16 protein-coding genes are annotated in these 18,001 nt (G+C 64.4%); all 16 read left to right on the top strand.

Annotated elements, in window-relative coordinates; all coding sequences use genetic code 11:
• Positions 1-17: 17 nt before the first annotated feature.
• The 16 genes from AC127K_RS03655 (at position 18) to AC127K_RS03580 (ending at position 17,985) form a co-directional block, all read left to right on the top strand.
• Positions 18-1,826, top strand: a complete 1,809-nt coding sequence (locus tag AC127K_RS03655; RefSeq protein ID WP_294538479.1) for a hypothetical protein — start codon at positions 18-20, stop codon at positions 1,824-1,826.
• Positions 1,827-1,866: 40 nt separating this feature from the next.
• The gene (locus tag AC127K_RS03650) at positions 1,867-2,760 is read left to right on the top strand and encodes a hypothetical protein (RefSeq protein WP_483721618.1); all 894 of its coding nucleotides are present in this window, start codon (positions 1,867-1,869) and stop codon (positions 2,758-2,760) included.
• 21 nt (positions 2,761-2,781) lie between these two features.
• The gene (locus tag AC127K_RS03645) at positions 2,782-5,451 is read left to right on the top strand and encodes a HAMP domain-containing protein (RefSeq protein ID WP_483721617.1); all 2,670 of its coding nucleotides are present in this window, start codon (positions 2,782-2,784) and stop codon (positions 5,449-5,451) included.
• Between the two features lie 28 nt (positions 5,452-5,479).
• Positions 5,480-7,309 (top strand): MORN repeat-containing protein, encoded by a 1,830-nt coding sequence (locus AC127K_RS03640; RefSeq protein WP_483721616.1) that lies wholly within the window; start codon positions 5,480-5,482, stop codon positions 7,307-7,309.
• 7 nt (positions 7,310-7,316) lie between these two features.
• Complete coding sequence (locus AC127K_RS03635; protein WP_294538488.1) at positions 7,317-7,895, top strand: Pvc16 family protein; 579 nt, start codon at positions 7,317-7,319, stop codon at positions 7,893-7,895.
• Positions 7,896-7,939: 44 nt separating this feature from the next.
• Entirely contained in the window at positions 7,940-8,644 is a 705-nt protein-coding gene (locus AC127K_RS03630; protein WP_483721615.1) for a hypothetical protein, read from the top strand.
• On the top strand, positions 8,629-9,024 hold the full coding sequence (locus tag AC127K_RS03625) for a DUF4280 domain-containing protein (RefSeq protein ID WP_294538493.1): 396 nt from the start codon (positions 8,629-8,631) through the stop codon (positions 9,022-9,024). Before AC127K_RS03630 ends, AC127K_RS03625 begins: the two co-directional genes overlap by 16 nt.
• A gap of 101 nt (positions 9,025-9,125) precedes the next feature.
• Positions 9,126-10,811, top strand: coding sequence for a phage tail sheath family protein (locus AC127K_RS03620; protein WP_483721614.1), 1,686 nt, complete (start codon positions 9,126-9,128; stop codon positions 10,809-10,811).
• Positions 10,812-10,850: 39 nt separating this feature from the next.
• Positions 10,851-11,300 carry a phage tail protein gene (locus AC127K_RS03615; protein ID WP_294538498.1) on the top strand — a complete coding sequence of 150 codons (450 nt, stop codon included), beginning with the start codon at positions 10,851-10,853 and terminating at the stop codon, positions 11,298-11,300.
• 76 nt (positions 11,301-11,376) lie between these two features.
• The gene (locus AC127K_RS03610) at positions 11,377-11,748 is read left to right on the top strand and encodes a phage tail assembly protein (protein ID WP_294538501.1); all 372 of its coding nucleotides are present in this window, start codon (positions 11,377-11,379) and stop codon (positions 11,746-11,748) included.
• A 20-nt stretch (positions 11,749-11,768) separates the two neighbouring features.
• A complete protein-coding gene (locus AC127K_RS03605; protein ID WP_483722171.1) occupies positions 11,769-11,924 on the top strand; it encodes a DUF6760 family protein in 156 nt (51 codons plus the stop codon).
• Positions 11,925-12,008: 84 nt separating this feature from the next.
• On the top strand, positions 12,009-12,434 hold the full coding sequence (locus AC127K_RS03600) for a phage tail protein (RefSeq protein ID WP_483721613.1): 426 nt from the start codon (positions 12,009-12,011) through the stop codon (positions 12,432-12,434).
• Between the two features lie 29 nt (positions 12,435-12,463).
• Positions 12,464-15,259: a hypothetical protein gene (locus AC127K_RS03595; RefSeq protein WP_483721612.1), complete on the top strand. Its 2,796-nt coding sequence runs from the start codon at positions 12,464-12,466 to the stop codon at positions 15,257-15,259.
• 3 nt (positions 15,260-15,262) lie between these two features.
• Positions 15,263-16,078 carry a CIS tube protein gene (locus AC127K_RS03590; RefSeq protein WP_483721611.1) on the top strand — a complete coding sequence of 272 codons (816 nt, stop codon included), beginning with the start codon at positions 15,263-15,265 and terminating at the stop codon, positions 16,076-16,078.
• Between the two features lie 21 nt (positions 16,079-16,099).
• Positions 16,100-17,200 carry a phage late control D family protein gene (locus tag AC127K_RS03585; RefSeq protein WP_483721610.1) on the top strand — a complete coding sequence of 367 codons (1,101 nt, stop codon included), beginning with the start codon at positions 16,100-16,102 and terminating at the stop codon, positions 17,198-17,200.
• Positions 17,197-17,985, top strand: coding sequence for a phage baseplate assembly protein V (locus tag AC127K_RS03580; protein ID WP_483721609.1), 789 nt, complete (start codon positions 17,197-17,199; stop codon positions 17,983-17,985). Before AC127K_RS03585 ends, AC127K_RS03580 begins: the two co-directional genes overlap by 4 nt.
• Positions 17,986-18,001: the final 16 nt, after the last annotated feature.

The raw sequence follows: 18,001 nt of genomic DNA, 5'->3' as shown, positions 1-18,001 counted from the left end.
AGAAAGCAGGCGGACCGATGCTGAATCGCAAATATTTTCCGTTCCAGCGCAACAACTACTATTACGGCAAGCTGCTTACCGCCCGGGATTTTGAGGAGGAGCAGCGCTACTACAACGACAAGCGCCGTCTGGGCAACCGCCTGACGGGGGCCAACGGCATTGTGGCCGGTCTGGGGGTCATCCGGGCCGACGACTTGTCCCTGGTGATCCAGGCCGGCTGTGCCTACGACGCCTCCGGGCGGGAGATCGTGGTCCCGGCCACCCGGGTGGTCAAGCTTTCCACCATCGAAGGGTTCGCCCAGCTGGCCACCTCCTGTGCGCTGCTGGGAATCCGGTACGATGAACAGCCCGCCGAGGAGATGTACGCCGTCATGGACCCCAGCGGGGAGACGCGCTACAACCGGGTGCGGGAACAGTACAGCCTGATGCTGCTGGATGAAAACCTGGCCCCCGCCATTTCCACCCCGCTGTCCGGATTTGTGGGCACCACGGTGATCTACTCCGATCAGGAGGTGGAAGTGGTGCAGGACACCCCGCTGTATGTGGCGCGGGAAAGCCTGGTGCGGATAGCCACCACCATCCGCCGCACCGGCGCCGGCACGGGGGAATACTCCTTCGCCTACCGGCTGGATGCACCGGGCTTTACGGGTCCGGAGGGCGCGGGTGCCGAAGTCGCCTGCAACAACCTGCGTCTGGCCCAGGGGGAGGAATACACCGTCTACACCGTCCTCACACCGGAAGAATACCTGTGGGGCGGCAACAGCGCGGCCCTGACCCTGAGCGATTTTGCCATCCGCCGCAATGACGAAACCTTCGTGCTCAACCAGAACATGGAGATCGCCCTCAAGCCGGTGGACAGCGACATCGAAAACCGGTACCTGGCGGAGTACTACCAGCGCTCCATGGACACCGAGCTGGAAGAAAGCTACGACGAGCGGCTCTGGCTGGCCCGTGTGCGGCTGATCCGCCAGGGCAACGCGGTCATCATCGACCGGGTGGAACCGGTCCCTTACGGGCAGTACTGCTACAACGCCCAGCAGCTCATGATGCTGCGGCGTCTGTCGGAATACTATCCGCCCCAGTCCATGGCCCCCGCGGTCAGCGCGGATCCCGGCGTTGCGCCTCCGCGCCCCGGTGTGGCCGCCGATCGCCCGGAACCGGCCCGCAGCACTTCCTGCGGCGTGTTTGATTTCCCGCTGGGGATGGGCGGCTCCACACGGCAGCCACTGTTCTCGGACGAGATCATGCACGGGCTGGGACCCGGCCCGGTCTGCGTGCAGATCGGGGTGGAATACATCACGGCCGACGGCCACGGCGGCACCACCGGTGAACTGCTGTTCGGTGATACCTCCATCTTCGCGGGGGAACACCGCCAGAGTGCCGCCGAGCGGGTCTACCAGCTCAGCACCGCCGTCAAGGTCCTGCCGGAGCGGGGCACCTTTGTGGTGGGGCTCCGCCTGCTGGAGGACACCGGCCTGATCAGCCTGCGCATCCGCTGGTTTGCCTTCCGTGCCGGGGAGCTGGACAAGCAGTTCCAGCAGCACCGGGCGGGCGAGCCCATGCTGCTGGTCAACCCGGATACCATCGTTCTGCAGCCCAAGGCCACGGCGCATATCTCACCGGTGTTCATCAACATGCCCAGCGAGGCCTGCAACTTCTCCATCCGTGACCCGGAAGGCGGCAGCATCGACAACAACGGCACCTACACCGCGCCGGCGCGGGAAGGCGTGTACGAGATCCGCGTGGAAGCGGTCAGCGACCCGACGGTATGCGCTTACGCCTTCGCCATCGTCAGCCAGAAAAAGAAAGAACAGCCCGAGACCTGAACTTCCGGGCTGAATCCCGGGAAAGGGGGAAGAACGTCGGATGATCGCGGTGCTGAACATGGACCTGGAACCGGTCCGTCTGGTGCTGGCCAATGAAGTGGAACGCATCCAGGTCTGCGAGGACCGTCGCCGTGCGTCCGGCGTGCTGTACACGGTGGTGTCGGTCACGGCCCCGGCGGTGCGTCGGGCAATGGCCTCCCTGGTGGCGGGGGATGCTTTCGGACAAAACGGAGAGTTCCTGGGCAGTGCCTCCCAGGGGGAAGCGCTGCACCTGGTGTTCCGTTACCGGCCCGAAAGCCTGCTCACCAGCCGGGAATCCATCTACGGTGTGGATTTTCCCCACCGCCGCGCCATGGCAGAGCGGCTCCTGGCCGCCTGCGCCGAGACCCAGCTTCCCCCGTCCCTGGCCCTGCTTCTGCTCCACAACCGCTGTGTGAACCTGAGCGAAACCGGGGAAGTCTATTTCAACTATTTCTTCGATCTGGCGGATTACCGCCCCGGCCGGGACATGGCCGCCTTCTGTCGGGCCGCCGCCGAAAAGGTGTTTGCCCTGCTCAGCGAGGCCTATGAACCGGAAGCGGAAGGGCAGCTTTCCCGCTATCCCCGGGAGCTGGTGGCCTTTTACAAAAAGATGCAGGCCGGCGGCTTTACCACGGTGGGTGCCATCCTTGCGGCGGTGCGGGCCATGCCCGACAACCCGGAACCGCCCCACCGGGGGCTGCGCCGTCTGTGGGACCGGGTCCTGGCATTCTGGGCCTTTGTGCGGCGCCATTCCATGGCCATCTTCCTGACGGCCCTGGTTTGCCTCACCCTGGTTTATGCGGTGTACCAGATCACCCTGCGGATGTCTGCCCAAAGCGCCGCCAAAGAAAATACGGCGTACGGGGGCATGCAGACCATCGGGGAAGTGTCCCTGATGGACGAAAATGAGTAAAAGGGAAAGGGGGGACGAGAGGTGAAAAAGGAAGGCAGAGGCATCCTCATTGCGGTGTTTGTGCTGGCGCTGTGCCTGAGTGTGGTGCAGAACATTGTGCTGGCATCCCACAGCTATTCCAATCTGGCCGCCGTACAGTACACGGAAGGCGGCGCGCTGCTGGCCCGCTACGGGGAGAACGGCCTGATCGTGGAGCGCGTGGAACCGGACTCGACGGTTTCCCAGCGGTTTACGGTCCCGGAAAAGATCGGCGGCAAGCGGGTATCCCTTCAGGATATGGCGGCTGATACCCTGGGCAATGTCTATCTGCTGCTGGAACTCAGTGATCCGCTGTCCGGCAGTCCGGTTTCCCAGCAGCTGCAGGTATACCGGCCGGGACGGCTGCTCTTTCCCAAAATTTCGTCCCATACCCTGGATCCCGGCGCCACCAACGTGCGCTGGCGCTGGCTGTCCGTCACCAGTTCGGTCAGCATCATGGGCACCACCGCCGACGGCAGCAGCCTGGTGCGGGAAGTGTACGAACCCGCCGCCCTCACCCAGGGCGGAGACCTGACCGCCAAACTCAACCGGGGCTACACCATCGACCCTGACGAGGGCATCTGGCGTGCCTGGGCCATGGGCAGCGACACCGCCTATATCTCCGGTTCCGGCAAGCTGTTCCTGGCCAAGGAAGGGCAGGGCACCACCGAGATCTATCCCGCCCGCGTGCTGGAAGAGGTCATGTATCCCATTTACGCTTCGCCCATCGACACCGGCACCATGTATCTGGGCGAGCAGGAAAGCGGCGATCTGCTTTCCATCGACCTGACCACCCGGCAGACCACCGTGCTCAAATCCGGCACCGAACCCTTTGCCGGTTCTGCCAGCTATGCGCCGGCGGATCTGGTGCAGGCGTCCATAGAAAACGAGCAGAATTTTGTGGGCGTGGTGAAAAATGAGACGGAAAACCGGTATGAACTGATCCTGTCGGTGGACGGGCAGGTGGAAGTCATCTCCACGGTGCGTCCCGGCATTCCCATCCTGCTGGGCAATACCCTGCTGTGGACGGTGATCTGGCTGCTGGTGTTCGCCGCAGGGGCGGTGCTCCTGCCGGCGGGACTGAACGCCCTGCGCAGCCGCCGGACCCTGGCCGCCAGACTCATGGTGGCCGCCGTGCCGCTCCTGGCGCTGTCGGTGGTGCTGTTCGGTGCCTTTGCCTACCGGACCTACGCCAACGCCATCCGCCAGAGCTTTGAAAAGCAGGTGGTGGATGAAGGCAACATGCTCATGGCCCTCTTCGGCACCGAGAGCTTTGACGGCATCGAGTATCCCTACGATTATACCGGCGACGATTACGGGTATCTGCTCAACCAGATGAACACCCGTTCGGTCTACACCCGCACCGCCTACTATGAGCGGGGCATGCTGTACACCGGCGTGGACCGGGATGCCCCCTGCTTCTATCCCTTCACCGTCAACATGAACGCGGAAGCGGATTCCCTGTACCTCAAGGCCGCCTACACGGGCGCAGCCCAGACCGGCGTCCTGCGGGACAAAAACGGGGAGCGGCTGGTCTGCGTCACGCCGGTGGGCGGCATGTCGGGCAGCACCGTCTATCTGCTGGAAACCGGCATCCAGATGGACAACGTCCGGCAGTACACCCGGGCATACCTGCTGGGCTTCTGCCTGGTGGGGGCGGTGTTCCTGGCAGCGGTCAGCGCCGTGCTGGCCCTGGTGTTCCGCCGGGTGCTCAGTCCGCTGAGCAAGATCCGCAGCGGCCTGGAACAGTTTGCCCAGGGCAACCGCAACGTGCGCCTGGAAGATGACGATTCGGAGGAATTTTCCGGTATCGTGCGGGTCTTCAACAAGATGGCCGGCGATATCGACGTCCAGATCTACAACCTGCGCCAGACCAGCGCCACCTATTTCCGGTTCATTCCCCAGAAGGTGTTCCAGCTGTTGGGCAAGGAGAACCTGGGCGATCTGGACCTGGCCAGCGGCAAGCACGCTTCCTACCACATCCTGAGCGTGGACATGACCCTGAGCGCCCGTCTGGCCCAGGACGAGGTCAAGGAGCGCACCGACCGGTTCTTTGCCATTGTGGATGAGCTGTGCGAGGAGTACGGCGCCGTCCTTCTCACCGACAGCGTCAACCTGCGCCGTCTGCAGGTGATCTGCCCCTCCGGCGGGGACAGCGCGGTGGACATCGCCCTGGCGGCGTTGTCCCGCCTGGACAGCGTCAATGTGGCAGCACCGGTGCAGAGCCGGATGGAAGCCTTCTTCCTGGTCCACCGGGCCGAGGTGTATTACGGCATCTGCGGGGACGAAAAGCGTCTGGTGCCCGCCATGATCAGCGGGGAGATGGACGCCCTGGCCGCGCAGGCCGGAGAGCTCCGGCAGTTCTCCAGCCGTCTGGTGGTCACCCGGGCCGCTCTGGAAGGCATGGACGAGAGCCACTACTTCCATCGGTTCATCGGCTGTCCCGAAGGCGCGGATGAAACCCGCTTCGGTCTGTATGACTTCTATGACAGCTGTACGCCGGAAGAGATCCGCCTGATCAACGAGACCCGGGAGACCTTCGACAAGGCGATGGAACTGTACCGGGAAGGCCGCTGGTACGACGCCAAGAACATGTTTGCGGTGGTTCTGCGGGAGAACCAGTATGACAACGTTTCCCGCACCTACATTTTCCGCTGCGAAAAGCGGCTGTGATACATTCTGACCGGAAGGGGGTGAGCCTTTGTTCAAGCTGCTGGCAAGTATTTTCAAGCGTGTGGTGACGGCCGTCACCAACCCCTTCCGCATGCTGGTCGTGCGGATCCAGCGGATGTTCAACGTCAACATCCTGACGGCCAAGCTCATCCCGCCTCTTACCAAAAAGGTCAAGGCCCTGGTCACCCTCAAACCCCAGTCGCCCCAGGATTATTTCAGTGTGGGGCGGTACTGGGTCTACAAAAAGCTGTTCCTGACCCTGATCCTGGTGCTGTGTGCGGCGGTGTTCCTGTACTTTTCCATGTTTGCCCCAAAGGTGACACCCAAACCCTCCCAGCCGGAACAGGTCATGACCACGGTGACCTTTGATTTTGACGATATGGCCCTGGCCGACTACACGGGCGTGGCCAACATCCGGGCAGCGGACGGCACCGTGGTGTATGTGGGGGATGTGGTGGCCGGCGTATGCACCGGCAACGGCACCCTGCGGGACCGCAAGGGCCGCCTGGTGTATGAGGGCGGCTTTGAAAACAATCAGTACAGCGGCCAGGGGGTGCGCTACTGGCCCTCCGGCAATCCCATGTACGAGGGCGGGTTTGAGAAAAACCAGTACAGCGGGGAAGGGGTCCTGTACGCGGAGGACGGCCGCACGGTCCTGTATGCGGGCAGCTTCAAGGGCGGCCTGCGGGACGGTACCGGCAAAGCGTACGGGGAATCTGGGACCCTGCTCTATGAGGGCGAGTTCGCGGAGGACCTCTACCACGGTTCCGGCACGGAATATTACGAAAACGGCATCATTGCCTACACCGGCCAGTTCTTCCGCGGGGAACCCCAGGGCGAAGGCACCCTGTACAGTACCCAGGGACGTGCCCTCTACACCGGCTCGGTGTACGCCGGCAAGATCAATTACAGCGCCCTGGTGGGGGCCACACTGGCCGACCTGGAAGCGGCCTTCACCGAGACCCCCTGCATCTACTACAACGACACCGAAAGCGTGTTCCTCTACCAGGAAGCCGGCGTGGTCATTACAGTGGACTGCCGGGTCCGGGTGGATGTGTGGGAAAACGCCAACGCCGCGGCGGACCAGAGTGCCCCGCTGTATTACATGCCCGCCTCGGTGCAGACAACCGGTGCCACGGTGCGGGCGGTACACGCCCAGGGCGGAACCGGCATCCGCACGGTGGGGTGGGTGAATTCCGGCGGGGAATCCTCTTCCGGCGGGACTTCCGCCACCCCGGCACCGGCCACCCCGGCTCCCACGGCGGTGCCGGCCACGTCGGTCCCCGCCGCGACGGCCCCGTCCGGGAGCACCGCTTCCGGCGGTACCGCGGCTTCGGTCACCGCGCCGACCCCCAGCCCGACACCCAATCCGACCCCCACCCCGTCGCCCACCCCGTCGCCTGTGCCGTCGGCCGCTGCGGCCCCGGATTTCATCCAGAAAAACCTGACCCTGTATTTTGAGATCGACAGCAACATCTGGCAGGCGGAGGCCGACCTGGACAAGACCAAGGTCTTTGTCAGCGAGGTCACGGTATGTGCGGACAACATCCCGCTGGAAACTCTTTCCGCGGACGTGTATGAGGAGGACCGGCCTCCGGCCATCCAGGATTGCGTGGCCATTGAGCGCCTGCGCCGGGACGAGGCCACGGCATTTTCCAATGTGACCTTCCAGCTGGACCAGCAGAACAAGCTGTTTGTGGAGGTCAGCGGCGTGAGTTATGCCAACCAGATCCAGCGCTACGGGCTGGAAAAGGATGGTCTTGTATACGAATACTGCTATCCCTACGACACCGGCACCGTGCTGGATACCGACGCCGCCGGCACCGCGCCCATGTATTATTCCATCCGAAAGGGGTGATGCGTCCATGGCAGATTTTTCCGTTGTGGCCGATGTGAGCGCCGGCCTGCTCCGGCTGCTGCGGGCGCAGATGTGCCCCTCCCCGGTCAGTGCCCCGGAGTCCATCCGGCTGGCGGCCCCCACCGACAAAAACGGGGACTTTCAGCTGGGGCTGTACCTGTACGATCTGCGGGAACTGGGCGAATACCGGGCCGGGGCCCTGCAGCGCGGGGCGGACAACATCCGCCGCCGTCCGCCCCGTCCGCTGACGCTGCATTACATGCTGTTCCTCAACAGCAAGGCGCAGATGGCCACCGGTGCCGAGGCGGAACAGCGCATCCTGGGCAGGGCGCTGCAGGTGCTGTCGGACTACCCCGCCGTGGATGTGAACGAACTCCATCCCTATTCCCCGGAACCGGAGGAGGCCGCCGCCATCTCCCTGCTGACCCTGACCTTTGAGGAAAAAACCAAGATCTGGGCGGCCTTGTCCACCCCCTATCAGCTGGGAATCTACTTTTCCGTGTCGCCGCTGATGCTCTCCTCCCGCCGGGAGGAATCCTTCGCCCGTGTGCGTGAGGTGGAGATACGGGGCAAACGTCCTCTGTGAGGGCGGCGCGCCGCAAGGCGTCCGCCGAAAGAAGGTGATGTGTTTTGATTCATATTTCCCTGCGTTTCGCATTGCTGCTGAAAGACGATTTCAGCGGTGCGACCATAGCGGACGGCGGGCAGCGGTTCTTTGTCAACGGCCGGCCCGTCCGTCCCATCCGCAAGCCGGAAGGATTCTTTGTGTTCACCGCAGAGTCCGCCCCCGGACCGGAACCGGCCGACGGCTGGGAAGTGCGGATCGAAAGCACCCGCTATTTTGCCAGGACGTTGTCCGTCCGGTCGGACCAGCTGCCCCCGGACATGCCCCTGCGCCTGGTCCAGATGTACCGCCGGCCCCACAGCGGGTTTGCTGACTGTGACTGGTTTGAGGCCAAGGGCCCGCCGGGAAGGCTGGCCGCGCTCCTGTTCCGGGAGGACCCGCCCCTGGCGCTGAAAGCTTTCTCCGGCAACGGAGAGGCCATCAGCCTGCGCGGGTACATGGCGGCCAATCTGGTTTGGCGGCGTATCTGCGTGGGCAGCGGCTCCAAAGCGGAGCTGTTTACCCTGACGGCCCGCCGGCCGGACGGCGGATACCGGGTGGATCATCCCGCCCGGAAGCGCTGGAAGGAAGGGGCGCCCGTCTATCTGACGGCCTGCGCTCCGGCCCAGCCTGATGGACGCTGCAGTGTTCCCATCCCGCCGGGATGGGCGGACAGGAATCCCGTTGTCCGCTGGTATGATGAGGAGGCGATGCGATGGCAGGAAATCTAGTCTGCGCCGGTGCCCAGCTGATGTGCAGCTTCGGCATGGCGCCGTCCGCGCTGGTGGTCACCCCGCAGAACAAGGTCCTGTGCGGCGGTCCGCCCGCAGCCAACATCATGGATATGAAACCCATGACCAACATCGTGCCCTTTGGCATGTGCAGCTCAATGGCCAATCCCACGGTGGCCTCGGCCACTTCCGCCGCCATGGGCGTGCTCACGCCCATGCCCTGCGTGCCGGTCATCACCGGACCCTGGGTACCGGGCAGCACCACCGTGCTGCTGGGCGGCATGCCGGCACTGAACAGTACCTGCAAACTGATGTGCGCTTACGGGGGAGTGATCCAGATCGTATCCCCCGGGCAGATAAAAACGACCGTAGGCAACTGACCCACGCAACAAAAAAACAAATCGAAAAGGAGGAGTGGTCCGGCGCATGACCGGCCGGACCCAGACAGATTATGGCTGAGTATTTATCCCCCGGAGTGTACGTGGAAGAATTTGAATCCGGCATGCGCGCCATGGAAGGCGTCAGCACCAGCACCGCCGGTTTCGTGGGCATGGCGGAGCGCGGCCCCGTGGTCGGCACGCCGGAATTCCTCACCAGCTTTGCCGACTACAAACGCAAGTTCGGCGGCTATTTGTCCGAAAACACCCATGGCGGCAACCGTTTCCTGCCCTACGCGGTGGAGCAGTTCTTTGCCAATGGCGGCGCCCGCTGCTATGTCATGCGCGTGGCCCCCGCCGACGCCAAGGCCGCCAGTGCGGTGATGAGCTGCGTGGTGCTCACCGCCAAGAACCCCGGCAAGTGGGGCAACGGCATCCGGGTCACCGTCACCGCGGCCTCCAAGGGCAAGACCCAGGCCGTGGCCGTGACTGAGGATGCGGCCGCCGCCAAGACCTACACCCTCAAGAATGCCTCCGTCTTCAGCGTGGGCGATGTGGTGGCCCTGTATGAGAGCGGCCGTCTGGCCGGTCACAACCGGGTGGCCCGCGTCCAGGGCAATGAGGTCTCCTTTGAAAACGAGTTCGAGCAGGACATCGTGGACACCGGTCTGGTGCCCCGCCGTATCCTGGCCAGCTGCGAAGTGAACATCGAGATCAGCTGCGAAGACGTGGCCGAAACCTATGAGAACGTTTCCCTGAATCCCCAGGATGCCAGCTACATCGAAAACAAGCTGGCCCGGTCGGCCCTGGTCTCGGTCAAGGTCACCCCGGTGGAGGATGTCTGCCCGCCCATGCTGGCCCTCACCGGCGACGCAGCCGGGGAAAAGGCGGTCTTCACCCTGTCCGGCGGCACCGACGGCGACTGCCGGAAGATGGAAGATGCCATCTACATCGGCGGCGGCGACGCCCCCGGCAAGCGCACCGGTCTGGCTGCCTTTGAGGAAGTCAGCAACGTGAGCATCATGGCCATCCCCGGCATCACCAGCCCTGCCGTGCAGCTGGCGCTGGTGGCCCACTGCCAGAACCTGGCCAGCCGGTTTGCCGTGCTGGACATGCCCCTGGAACTGACCAAACCCCAGGATCTGCTGACCCACCGGGAGATCGTGGACTCCGACTACGCAGCCATGTACCATCCCTGGCTGGAAGTGTACGATATGGCGGCCAAGCGTCCTGCCTACATTCCGCCTTCGGGGGCCGTGTGCGGCATCTATGCCCGCAGCGACAACACCCGCGGCGTGCACAAGGCGCCCGCCAATGAGGTGGTCAACAACTGCATCGGCCTGTCCTGCATGTACAACAAGGGCGAGCAGGACCTGCTCAATCCCGCCGGCGTCAACCTGATCCGGGCGCTGCCCGGCCAGGGCATCCGGGTGTGGGGCGCCCGCACCTGCTCCAGCAACAGCCTGTGGAAGTATGTCAACGTCCGCCGTCTGTTCATCTATCTGGAAGAGACCATCCGCACCCAGACCAGCTGGGCGGTGTTCGAGCCCAATGACGAGGTCCTGTGGCTGCGCGTGCAGCGCACCATCGTTTCCTTCCTGCGGGATATGTACCGCTCCGGCGCGCTGGTCGGTGCCACCGAGGACGAGGCCTTCTTCGTCAACATCGGCCGCGATACCATGACCGAGCAGGATATCGCCAACGGCCGCCTGATCTGCGTGATCGGTGCCGCGCCCAGCCGTCCTGCCGAATTCGTCATCTTCCGCATCACCCAGAACATGAAAGAGTGACGCCCCCGGGCAAGCTGAACGAAAGGATGGAACATAACCATGGCAGTCAATACCTATCCCTTTAAGAAATACAACTACCGCGTGGAGATCGACAGCATCGACGTGGCGGCCTTCTCGGAGGTCAGCGGCTTTGATGCCAGCGTGGACGTCATCGAATACCGCGAAGGCACCGATCCCATCAACTCCCCCCGCAAGATGCCCGGTCTGACCAAGTACGGCAACGTCACCCTGAAATGGGGCATGACCGAAAACCTGTCCTTCTATGAATGGGTGGCGGGCATCTCCGACGGTTCCAAGGCCGCCGCCGAGGACCGTGTCCAGGACATCACCATCTACCTGCAGGATGACGCCCACAACGACATCGCCAGCTGGACCCTGGTCAATGCCTGGCCTTGCAAGTACACCGCCCCCGACTTCAACGCCTCCTCCAGCGAGATCGCCTTCGAGAGCGTGGAACTGGCCTTTGAGGAAATGCGCAGAGACCAGTAACCGGCCTGCGCCACTGCGTCCCGGATCCCCGCGCGGCCCCGGTGCCGCGCGGGTGCGGGACTGAAAGGAAGATACCATGGAAGATTTTGCCACCGAATTTGAGTTCGATCTGCCCAAAGGGTACATCGATGCGGCCGGCACCCTGCACAAGCACGGGGTCATGCGTCTGGCCACGGCGGCGGACGAGATCCTGCCTTTGCGGGACCCCCGGGTGGTGCAGAATCCCGGTTACCTGACCATCATCCTGCTTTCCCGGGTCATCACCAGTCTGGGCACCGTTCCCAAGATCGACCCCCGCGTCATCGAGCGGCTCTACTCCTCCGACCTGGCGTTTTTGCAGAGCATGTACCAGCGCATCAACGCAGTGGAGCCCATCGTGGAGACCTGTGTCTGCCCGGAGTGCGGCCATACCTTTGAGCATCAGGTAAATTTTACTTCAGCGGAGTAACCCTCTATCCCGAGCAGGAACTGTACAAGGAGGTCTCCTTCCTGGCCTACTACTACCACTGGGATTACAAGACGGTTATGACGCTGGACCATCAGACCCGGCGCCGGTTCTGTGCGGAGATCTCCGCCATCCACAAGGAACTGAACCAGACGCCCAAAAACATCTTTGAGGTATAAACCATGGGGAATGCCAACACACCGAACAAACGGCCGGAACCGGTTTCGGGCTATCAGTTTCAGGTTTTTGTCAGCAATATCCGCATGGGTTTTTCCAAAGTGACCAACATCGAGGAATCCATCGAGACCCAGGCGTTTCAGGAAGGCGGCGTCAACGACCGCGTGTACTCCCTGTGCCGTCCCGCCTCCGCCGAGCGGACCCTTGTGCTGGAACGGGGACTGGGCAACAGCGGTCAGGTGACCGACCTGCTCAGCCCGCGTTCCGCCGTGGGCCGGCGCATCCTGCCCGATATCCTGATCATGGTGGGCGGACGCGGCGGCGCTGTCAGCAACATTTATCAGGTGCACGGTGCGGTCATCAAGCGCTGGAGCCTGGGGGAACTGGATGCCCTGAACAGCCAGGTGGTCATCGAGCGGTTCGAACTGACCTACGAAACCCTGGAAACCTGTCCCGTCAGCAAAAATCTGGCCGGACGGTCCCTGGCCTCGGTCAGGGCGGGGGATGTGTGACCCGGCAGGATTGAAATGGAGGTGGGGATATGCTGCGGCCTGTGCTGGACCCTGTTCTGAGCAGAGAGATCCTTGCCCGCTATACCACCTTTGCCGGTTCGGTGGGGGCACCCGCTCCCATGGAACACCTGGCCCCCGCCGCGGCGGCACAGCCTGCCCGGTATGAGACCTATGTGGAAAACCTGCACCAGGTCACACAGGCCATCCGCAAAAACTATCTGATCAACCTGCAGCTGGATCTGCGGTTCCTGGCCCTGCAGCTGGCTTCGGCTGTGGAACAGGAAAGCCGGACCGAATCCCGGCGCATGCAGATGCTGGAACAGCAGGTCACCGTCCTGCGGGAGGAGAGCGGCCGGCTGAAAGCCGCCCTCCGCACCGCCCCCCGCCGCCAAGGGGGCCGCTCCCGCGGACCGGACCTGGCCGCACGGCCCGCCGATGTCCGGTCTGTGGTAGAGAACGCCCGTCTGGCGGCAAAAGCCCCCTGGCCGCTGCTGCCCCAGCCGGAAACACCGGAAAAGCAGGGGACGGCCCCGGCATCGGGCCGGACGCCTGTCCCGGCGGAAACGGTTTTTCCCCACCCTGGCCGCATGCCGGTATCTGGCACGGCGGTGACGGAAATCCGTACTTCCTCCGCCCCGCAAGGCGGTCCGCTGCCGGTCCCGGCGGCGAAGTCTGCCCCGGCGGGTGTCCTTCCCCCGGGGGAGCCCAAGGCGGCGGTATCTCCCATGATGCCGGCACAGCGGGTACTGCCCCGGCAGGAACCGCCGACACCGGAAAACAACGCAGCGCAGGAAAGCCGCCGGCAGCCCCTGTCCGCCGATTCCCACGGCAGGGCTTCCGCGCCGAAGGCGGCCCCCTCCGCCCCGGCTCCCGGGGAAAAAGCCCCGTCTCCCGCATCCGCCGCCGCGGCTTCTCCCCGCGTTCCTCTGGGACATACAGAACCCGATGAGCGGGACGCCTGGAAGGCGCCCCTGCCCGATCCCCGTCCCGCACGTCTGCAGCGGCCGGAACCGGCCCGACGCATCCTGCGCACAGACGTGACGGAACGGGCGTCAACCCGGCAGGACGCGCCCGCAGCTACCCGGCCGCCGGCCCCCGTGCGGGCGGACGGACCCCGCCAGACCCCGGAAACAGCGCACGCCGTTTCCGCTTCCGCAGCCCGGACGGACAGTCCGGCGCCAATGCCCAAACCCGAAAGCCGATCGCTTCCGACCATCCGGCAGCAGCCGTCGGCAGCGGCGCAAGACCAGGCTTTGTCGGAAAGCCCGGAACCCCGGGAAGGGGTTGCCATCCGCACCGCGCCGCTGGTCCATGCCGCACCGGCCCTTTCCCCGGCCGCACACTCTGCGTCACAGGAGGAACCCCGGCACAGTGACCGGCGGGACGGACTTGCCGCACCCCGGCAGGAAAAAGAAAGCCTGTCGGTCCCGGTGCAGCCGGTCCGTTCCGCGGCGCCTCCGGTGGAGGCGGCATCGCTGGTGCACGCCGCACCGACGCCCACGGTATGGGAACAACGGCCCGGGCAGAAGATTTCTCCCCGGCCTTCCGCTGTGCCGGCCGCTTCGTTGCCGGTTCCCGGAGATCCGTCGGTGGGCTTTTCCGCAGGAGAGACCGGCCGGACGCCTTTGCGGGCGCCCACGCCGGCATCCCCGGCCGGTATCCCTGCCGCACAGCGGGTACTGCCCCGGCAGCAAATGCCGCCGGAACAGACCGCTGAAACCCGGCAGATCCGGGCCCCGGAACCTCTGCCGGCGCCTGCATCCGGGCTCCGGGAGGGAGGGGGAAAGCCCCCCGACAGTCTCCGGAAAACCGATGCCCCCAGCACCCCTAAAAATGAGGAGTCCGTCCGCACCCGGACGGCAGAGGTCCGGACCCCGGACCGGTCCATCCGCCCGGAAAAGGCGGCGGCCCCGGAAACCGACCTGCCTGCCCGCACCGCTTCCGTTCCCGCCATGACAGCCGCACCGCTGCTCCACCGCCTCTCACCGGCGGAGGAAAAAGTGGCCGGTGCCCGGGAATCCGCCGCGGGGAAGGCACCGGATGTCCGCGCCCCGGCGGCAATCTCCTTTCCGATGCCGGAGCGGGTGCCGGCCGTCTCTGCGCCGGCTGCTTCCCGCGGGATGTCCCGCGCCCCTTCCCCCGATGGGCGGAAGGCGGAAGAAGGCAGTATCGTTTCCACGACGGAAGAGAACAACCGGCCCGCCGCCCGGTGGGATGCCGCCCCGCTGCGCACCCTGCCGGATTTTGTGCGCACGCCCATGATCCCCCGCGGGGGGATGGCATCGGTCCTTTCCGGGAACGGTACTGTCCCCCGGCCGGAAGCCGGATATGGGCTGCCCGCAGGGGCAGCCGCCGGACCAGCCCTGGTCCGTACAACGGCGGGCCTCACCCCTCCGGCGGTGCCGATGGCGCCGCTGGCCGCCGCCTCCCCGGTGATCCCGGCCGGCCAGACCCCGGCAGACAAGGCACCTTTGATGCCCCTGCCGCAGGGGGGCGCAGGAACCGGCATGCCGCCCGCCATACCGGCGGGCAGTCCGGCGCCCATGGAATTGCGCCGCACCCCGGTCCCTGCCCAAGGCACGGCCCCGACAGGCAGTGCAGAATGGCAATCCGACGGCATCCGGACGGTGCACCGCACCCGGACGGTACACCGGGAGACCATACAGCAGCCCACGACCGATGCCACGGTCCGCCTTCCGGGAGAGACCCTCTCCGCTCCGGTATCCCGGACCCTGGGCCCCACCGAGGTGGAGCGGATCGCCGACAAGGTCTACCGGCAGATCGAAGAACGCCTGCGCAGTGAAAAGATGAGAAGGGGGATGTGACCCATGCTGACACCGGACGCCGCCAAACCTGCGGCCAACAACAACACCAAAGGGTCCAACACCCTGACCCCCGCCAAACTGGAAAAGGCACGCCTGGAAATCATAGCCGGGTCCAACGCCCGCACCACCACCGAAAAAAAGACGGTGACAGTGCAGTTCAACCCTTCGGAATATACCATTGAGCGGCATGCGCATCTGTCCCGCCGGCAGAGCCTGGGCAACAACGGCAGCCCGGACCAGGGCCAGGTCCCGGCGGGAGAGCCGGCCCGCCTCATCGTGCCCCTGTACTTTGATACAGTGACCGAACTGCCGGCCCTGGGCACGTCGGAGGCAAAGAGCTCGGCCAGCGGTGCCGAAGGCCTGGTGCCGCTCCTGCGGGAATCCGCCACAGCCGGCTCCAAGGAGAACCCGGCCGCTGCCTGTGCTGAGATCATGCAGCTGGTGAAATTCGTGCGCCAGTGCCATCAGCCCCCCAAGGTGAATTTCCTGTGGGGGACCCTGGATTTCATCGGGGTGGTGGAAAATGCCACCGCGCAGTATACCATGTTCGCACCGGGCGGCACGCCGGTGCAGGCCCGGGTCCAGCTGGTCATTGTGGGGGAGGAACGGGCGGTGATCCAGCAGAGCACCCAGCAGCCCAATGAATCCCCCAACCGCACCAAGGAACGGACCCTGGCCCAGGGGGACCAGCTCTGGATGATCGCCGGCCAGGAATACGATGATCCCGGCCAGTGGAAGGTCATTGCCGAAGCCAACGGCATCCTCAACCCCCGCCGGCTGGAACGGGCGGTGGTGCTCAAGGTACCGTCCATCAAATAACACCCGGAAAGGGGGCGCCCCATGGACCTGATGACAGCCGGCACCAGTTACCAGCAGCTCAAGAGCAAGTATCAGGATTTCCGCGCCCCCACCGTGCGGATCCTGGTGGATGGCACCGATATCACCGAAAGCCTCAAGACCCGCCTGTCCCGGGTCACCGCCGATCTTACCTGCGGGTATGCCGCATCGGGGGTCTCCTTTGATGTGATGGGGGAATACGACTATGAGCAGACCTCCTTTTCCGCCAAAGGCGCGGTGAAGGTACTGCAGCTGGGCGCGCGGGTGGAACTGCAGCTGGGGTACATCCGTACCGAAACGGTGTTCAGCGGCCTCATTGCCGAGGTCCGGTATGAGTTCGAGGAGGACGACGCCCCCTATATCCATATCGAATGTATGGACGCCAAATGCCTGCTCATGAAGATGCAGCGCCTGGAGATCCGCAGCGAAAAAAAGATCGCGCCCGTGGTCAATGCCCTGTTGGGGGCCCAGCCTGTCAGCACCTATCTGAGCGGGCGGACCGTCCAGCTGCAGGAAGCCGAACGGGAGCCGCTGCCCTTCAATATGGAAAGCGATTACGACTTTCTGGTGCGGCAGGCCCAGTACACCGGATGTGAGTTTTTCATCTTTGCGGGCAAGGCCTACTTCCGCCGCCCGCCTGCCGCTTCTACGCCCATCATGACCCTGGAACCCCGGCAGGGCATCTCCCGGGCCAGCTTCTCTCTGCGGGGCGCGCCGCTGGTCAAAAAGGTGACGGTGGTGGGGGTGGACCCCACCAGCGACGAACCGGTATCCGGCAGCGCCACGGCCCAGGGCAGCTTCGGCAAGGGCGCAGGCCCCAACCGGATGCTCTCCGGCACCGAGCGCACCTACTTTGATCCCCGCACAGCCAGTGCCCGGGATGCCGCAGACCGGGCCAAGGTCCTGATGGGCGGCATCCAGCAGCAGTTCGGGGTCCTCAGCTGCCGGTGCATCGGTCTGCCGGAGCTGGTACCGGGCCGCTGGATCAACATCAAGGGGCTTGTCCCCGAAGCCGACACCGGCTTTTATATCACCGATGTGCGGCATGTCTATTCCCAGAACGGCTTTACCACCACCTTTGATGCGAGGATCAACAGCCTATGAGTGAGATTACCCAACTTCTGGAACCCGGCGGGGAATTCGCCCGGGACCCGACCCTGCGCCGTCCGCCTCAGTTTGTGCAGGGCAAGGTGACCGACAACGCAGACAAAAACAACCCCGGCATGGTCAAGGTGGAGTTCCTTTCCTGGAAAAGCGGCAGCAACATCTGCGAATGGATGCCCCTGCTGCACCCGTATGCCGGAAAAGCCTACGGCGCCTACGCCGTGCCCGAAATCGGGGACGTGGTCCTGGTGGGATTTATGGGTGCCGAGATGCGCCGCCCCTTTGTTCTGGGGGTACTGTATCCGGCGGGAGCCCAGTATCCCGGCAGCTGTTTTGACAAGAAGAACAATGTCAAGGCCCTGCGCACCAAGGGCGGACACGAGGTCGTGCTGCGGGACGAGCAAGGCAAGGAAAGCTGCACCGTCACCACGCCCAAAGGGCTGACCGCCTGTCTGGACGATGAAAAGCAGTGCATCACCCTTTCGGACAAAAACGGAAAAAACCTGCTGCGTCTGGATTGCAAATCCGGGGAAGCCCAGCTCAACGCCGATGCCAAAATCGTTCTCAAGACCGGCAAATGCACCGTCACCCTGGACGGCCGGGGCGGGGAACTCAAGCTGGAATGTGACCGCCTGACGGCCAAAGCTACCCAGCAGGCCAACGTGTCGGCCAACCAGATGATGCAGCTGTCCGGCGGGATGCTCAAGGCCGAAGGCAAACAGACCGTCCAGGTCAAGGGCGGCGCCATGACCGAAATTTCCGGCGGCATGGTCAAGATCAACTGAGAAAAACCGGCCCCGC

The sequence above is a fragment of the Subdoligranulum sp. DSM 23681 genome (assembly GCF_057005535.1).
This window is presented reverse-complemented; position numbering and strand designations above follow the sequence as displayed.

Excerpts from the sequence above, each read along its gene's own strand:
- AC127K_RS03590 (WP_483721611.1), top strand. The coding sequence starts at position 15,263 with ATGCTGACACCGGACGCCGCCAAACCTGCGGCCAACAACAACACCAAA.
- AC127K_RS03615 (WP_294538498.1), top strand. The coding sequence starts at position 10,851 with ATGGCAGTCAATACCTATCCCTTTAAGAAATACAACTACCGCGTGGAG.
- AC127K_RS03580 (WP_483721609.1), top strand. The coding sequence starts at position 17,197 with ATGAGTGAGATTACCCAACTTCTGGAACCCGGCGGGGAATTCGCCCGG.
- AC127K_RS03595 (WP_483721612.1), top strand. The coding sequence starts at position 12,464 with ATGCTGCGGCCTGTGCTGGACCCTGTTCTGAGCAGAGAGATCCTTGCC.
- AC127K_RS03625 (WP_294538493.1), top strand. The coding sequence starts at position 8,629 with ATGGCAGGAAATCTAGTCTGCGCCGGTGCCCAGCTGATGTGCAGCTTC.
- AC127K_RS03650 (WP_483721618.1), top strand. The coding sequence starts at position 1,867 with ATGATCGCGGTGCTGAACATGGACCTGGAACCGGTCCGTCTGGTGCTG.
- AC127K_RS03600 (WP_483721613.1), top strand. The coding sequence starts at position 12,009 with ATGGGTTTTTCCAAAGTGACCAACATCGAGGAATCCATCGAGACCCAG.
- AC127K_RS03610 (WP_294538501.1), top strand. The coding sequence starts at position 11,377 with ATGGAAGATTTTGCCACCGAATTTGAGTTCGATCTGCCCAAAGGGTAC.
- AC127K_RS03635 (WP_294538488.1), top strand. The coding sequence starts at position 7,317 with ATGGCAGATTTTTCCGTTGTGGCCGATGTGAGCGCCGGCCTGCTCCGG.
- AC127K_RS03585 (WP_483721610.1), top strand. The coding sequence starts at position 16,100 with ATGGACCTGATGACAGCCGGCACCAGTTACCAGCAGCTCAAGAGCAAG.
- AC127K_RS03655 (WP_294538479.1), top strand. The coding sequence starts at position 18 with ATGCTGAATCGCAAATATTTTCCGTTCCAGCGCAACAACTACTATTAC.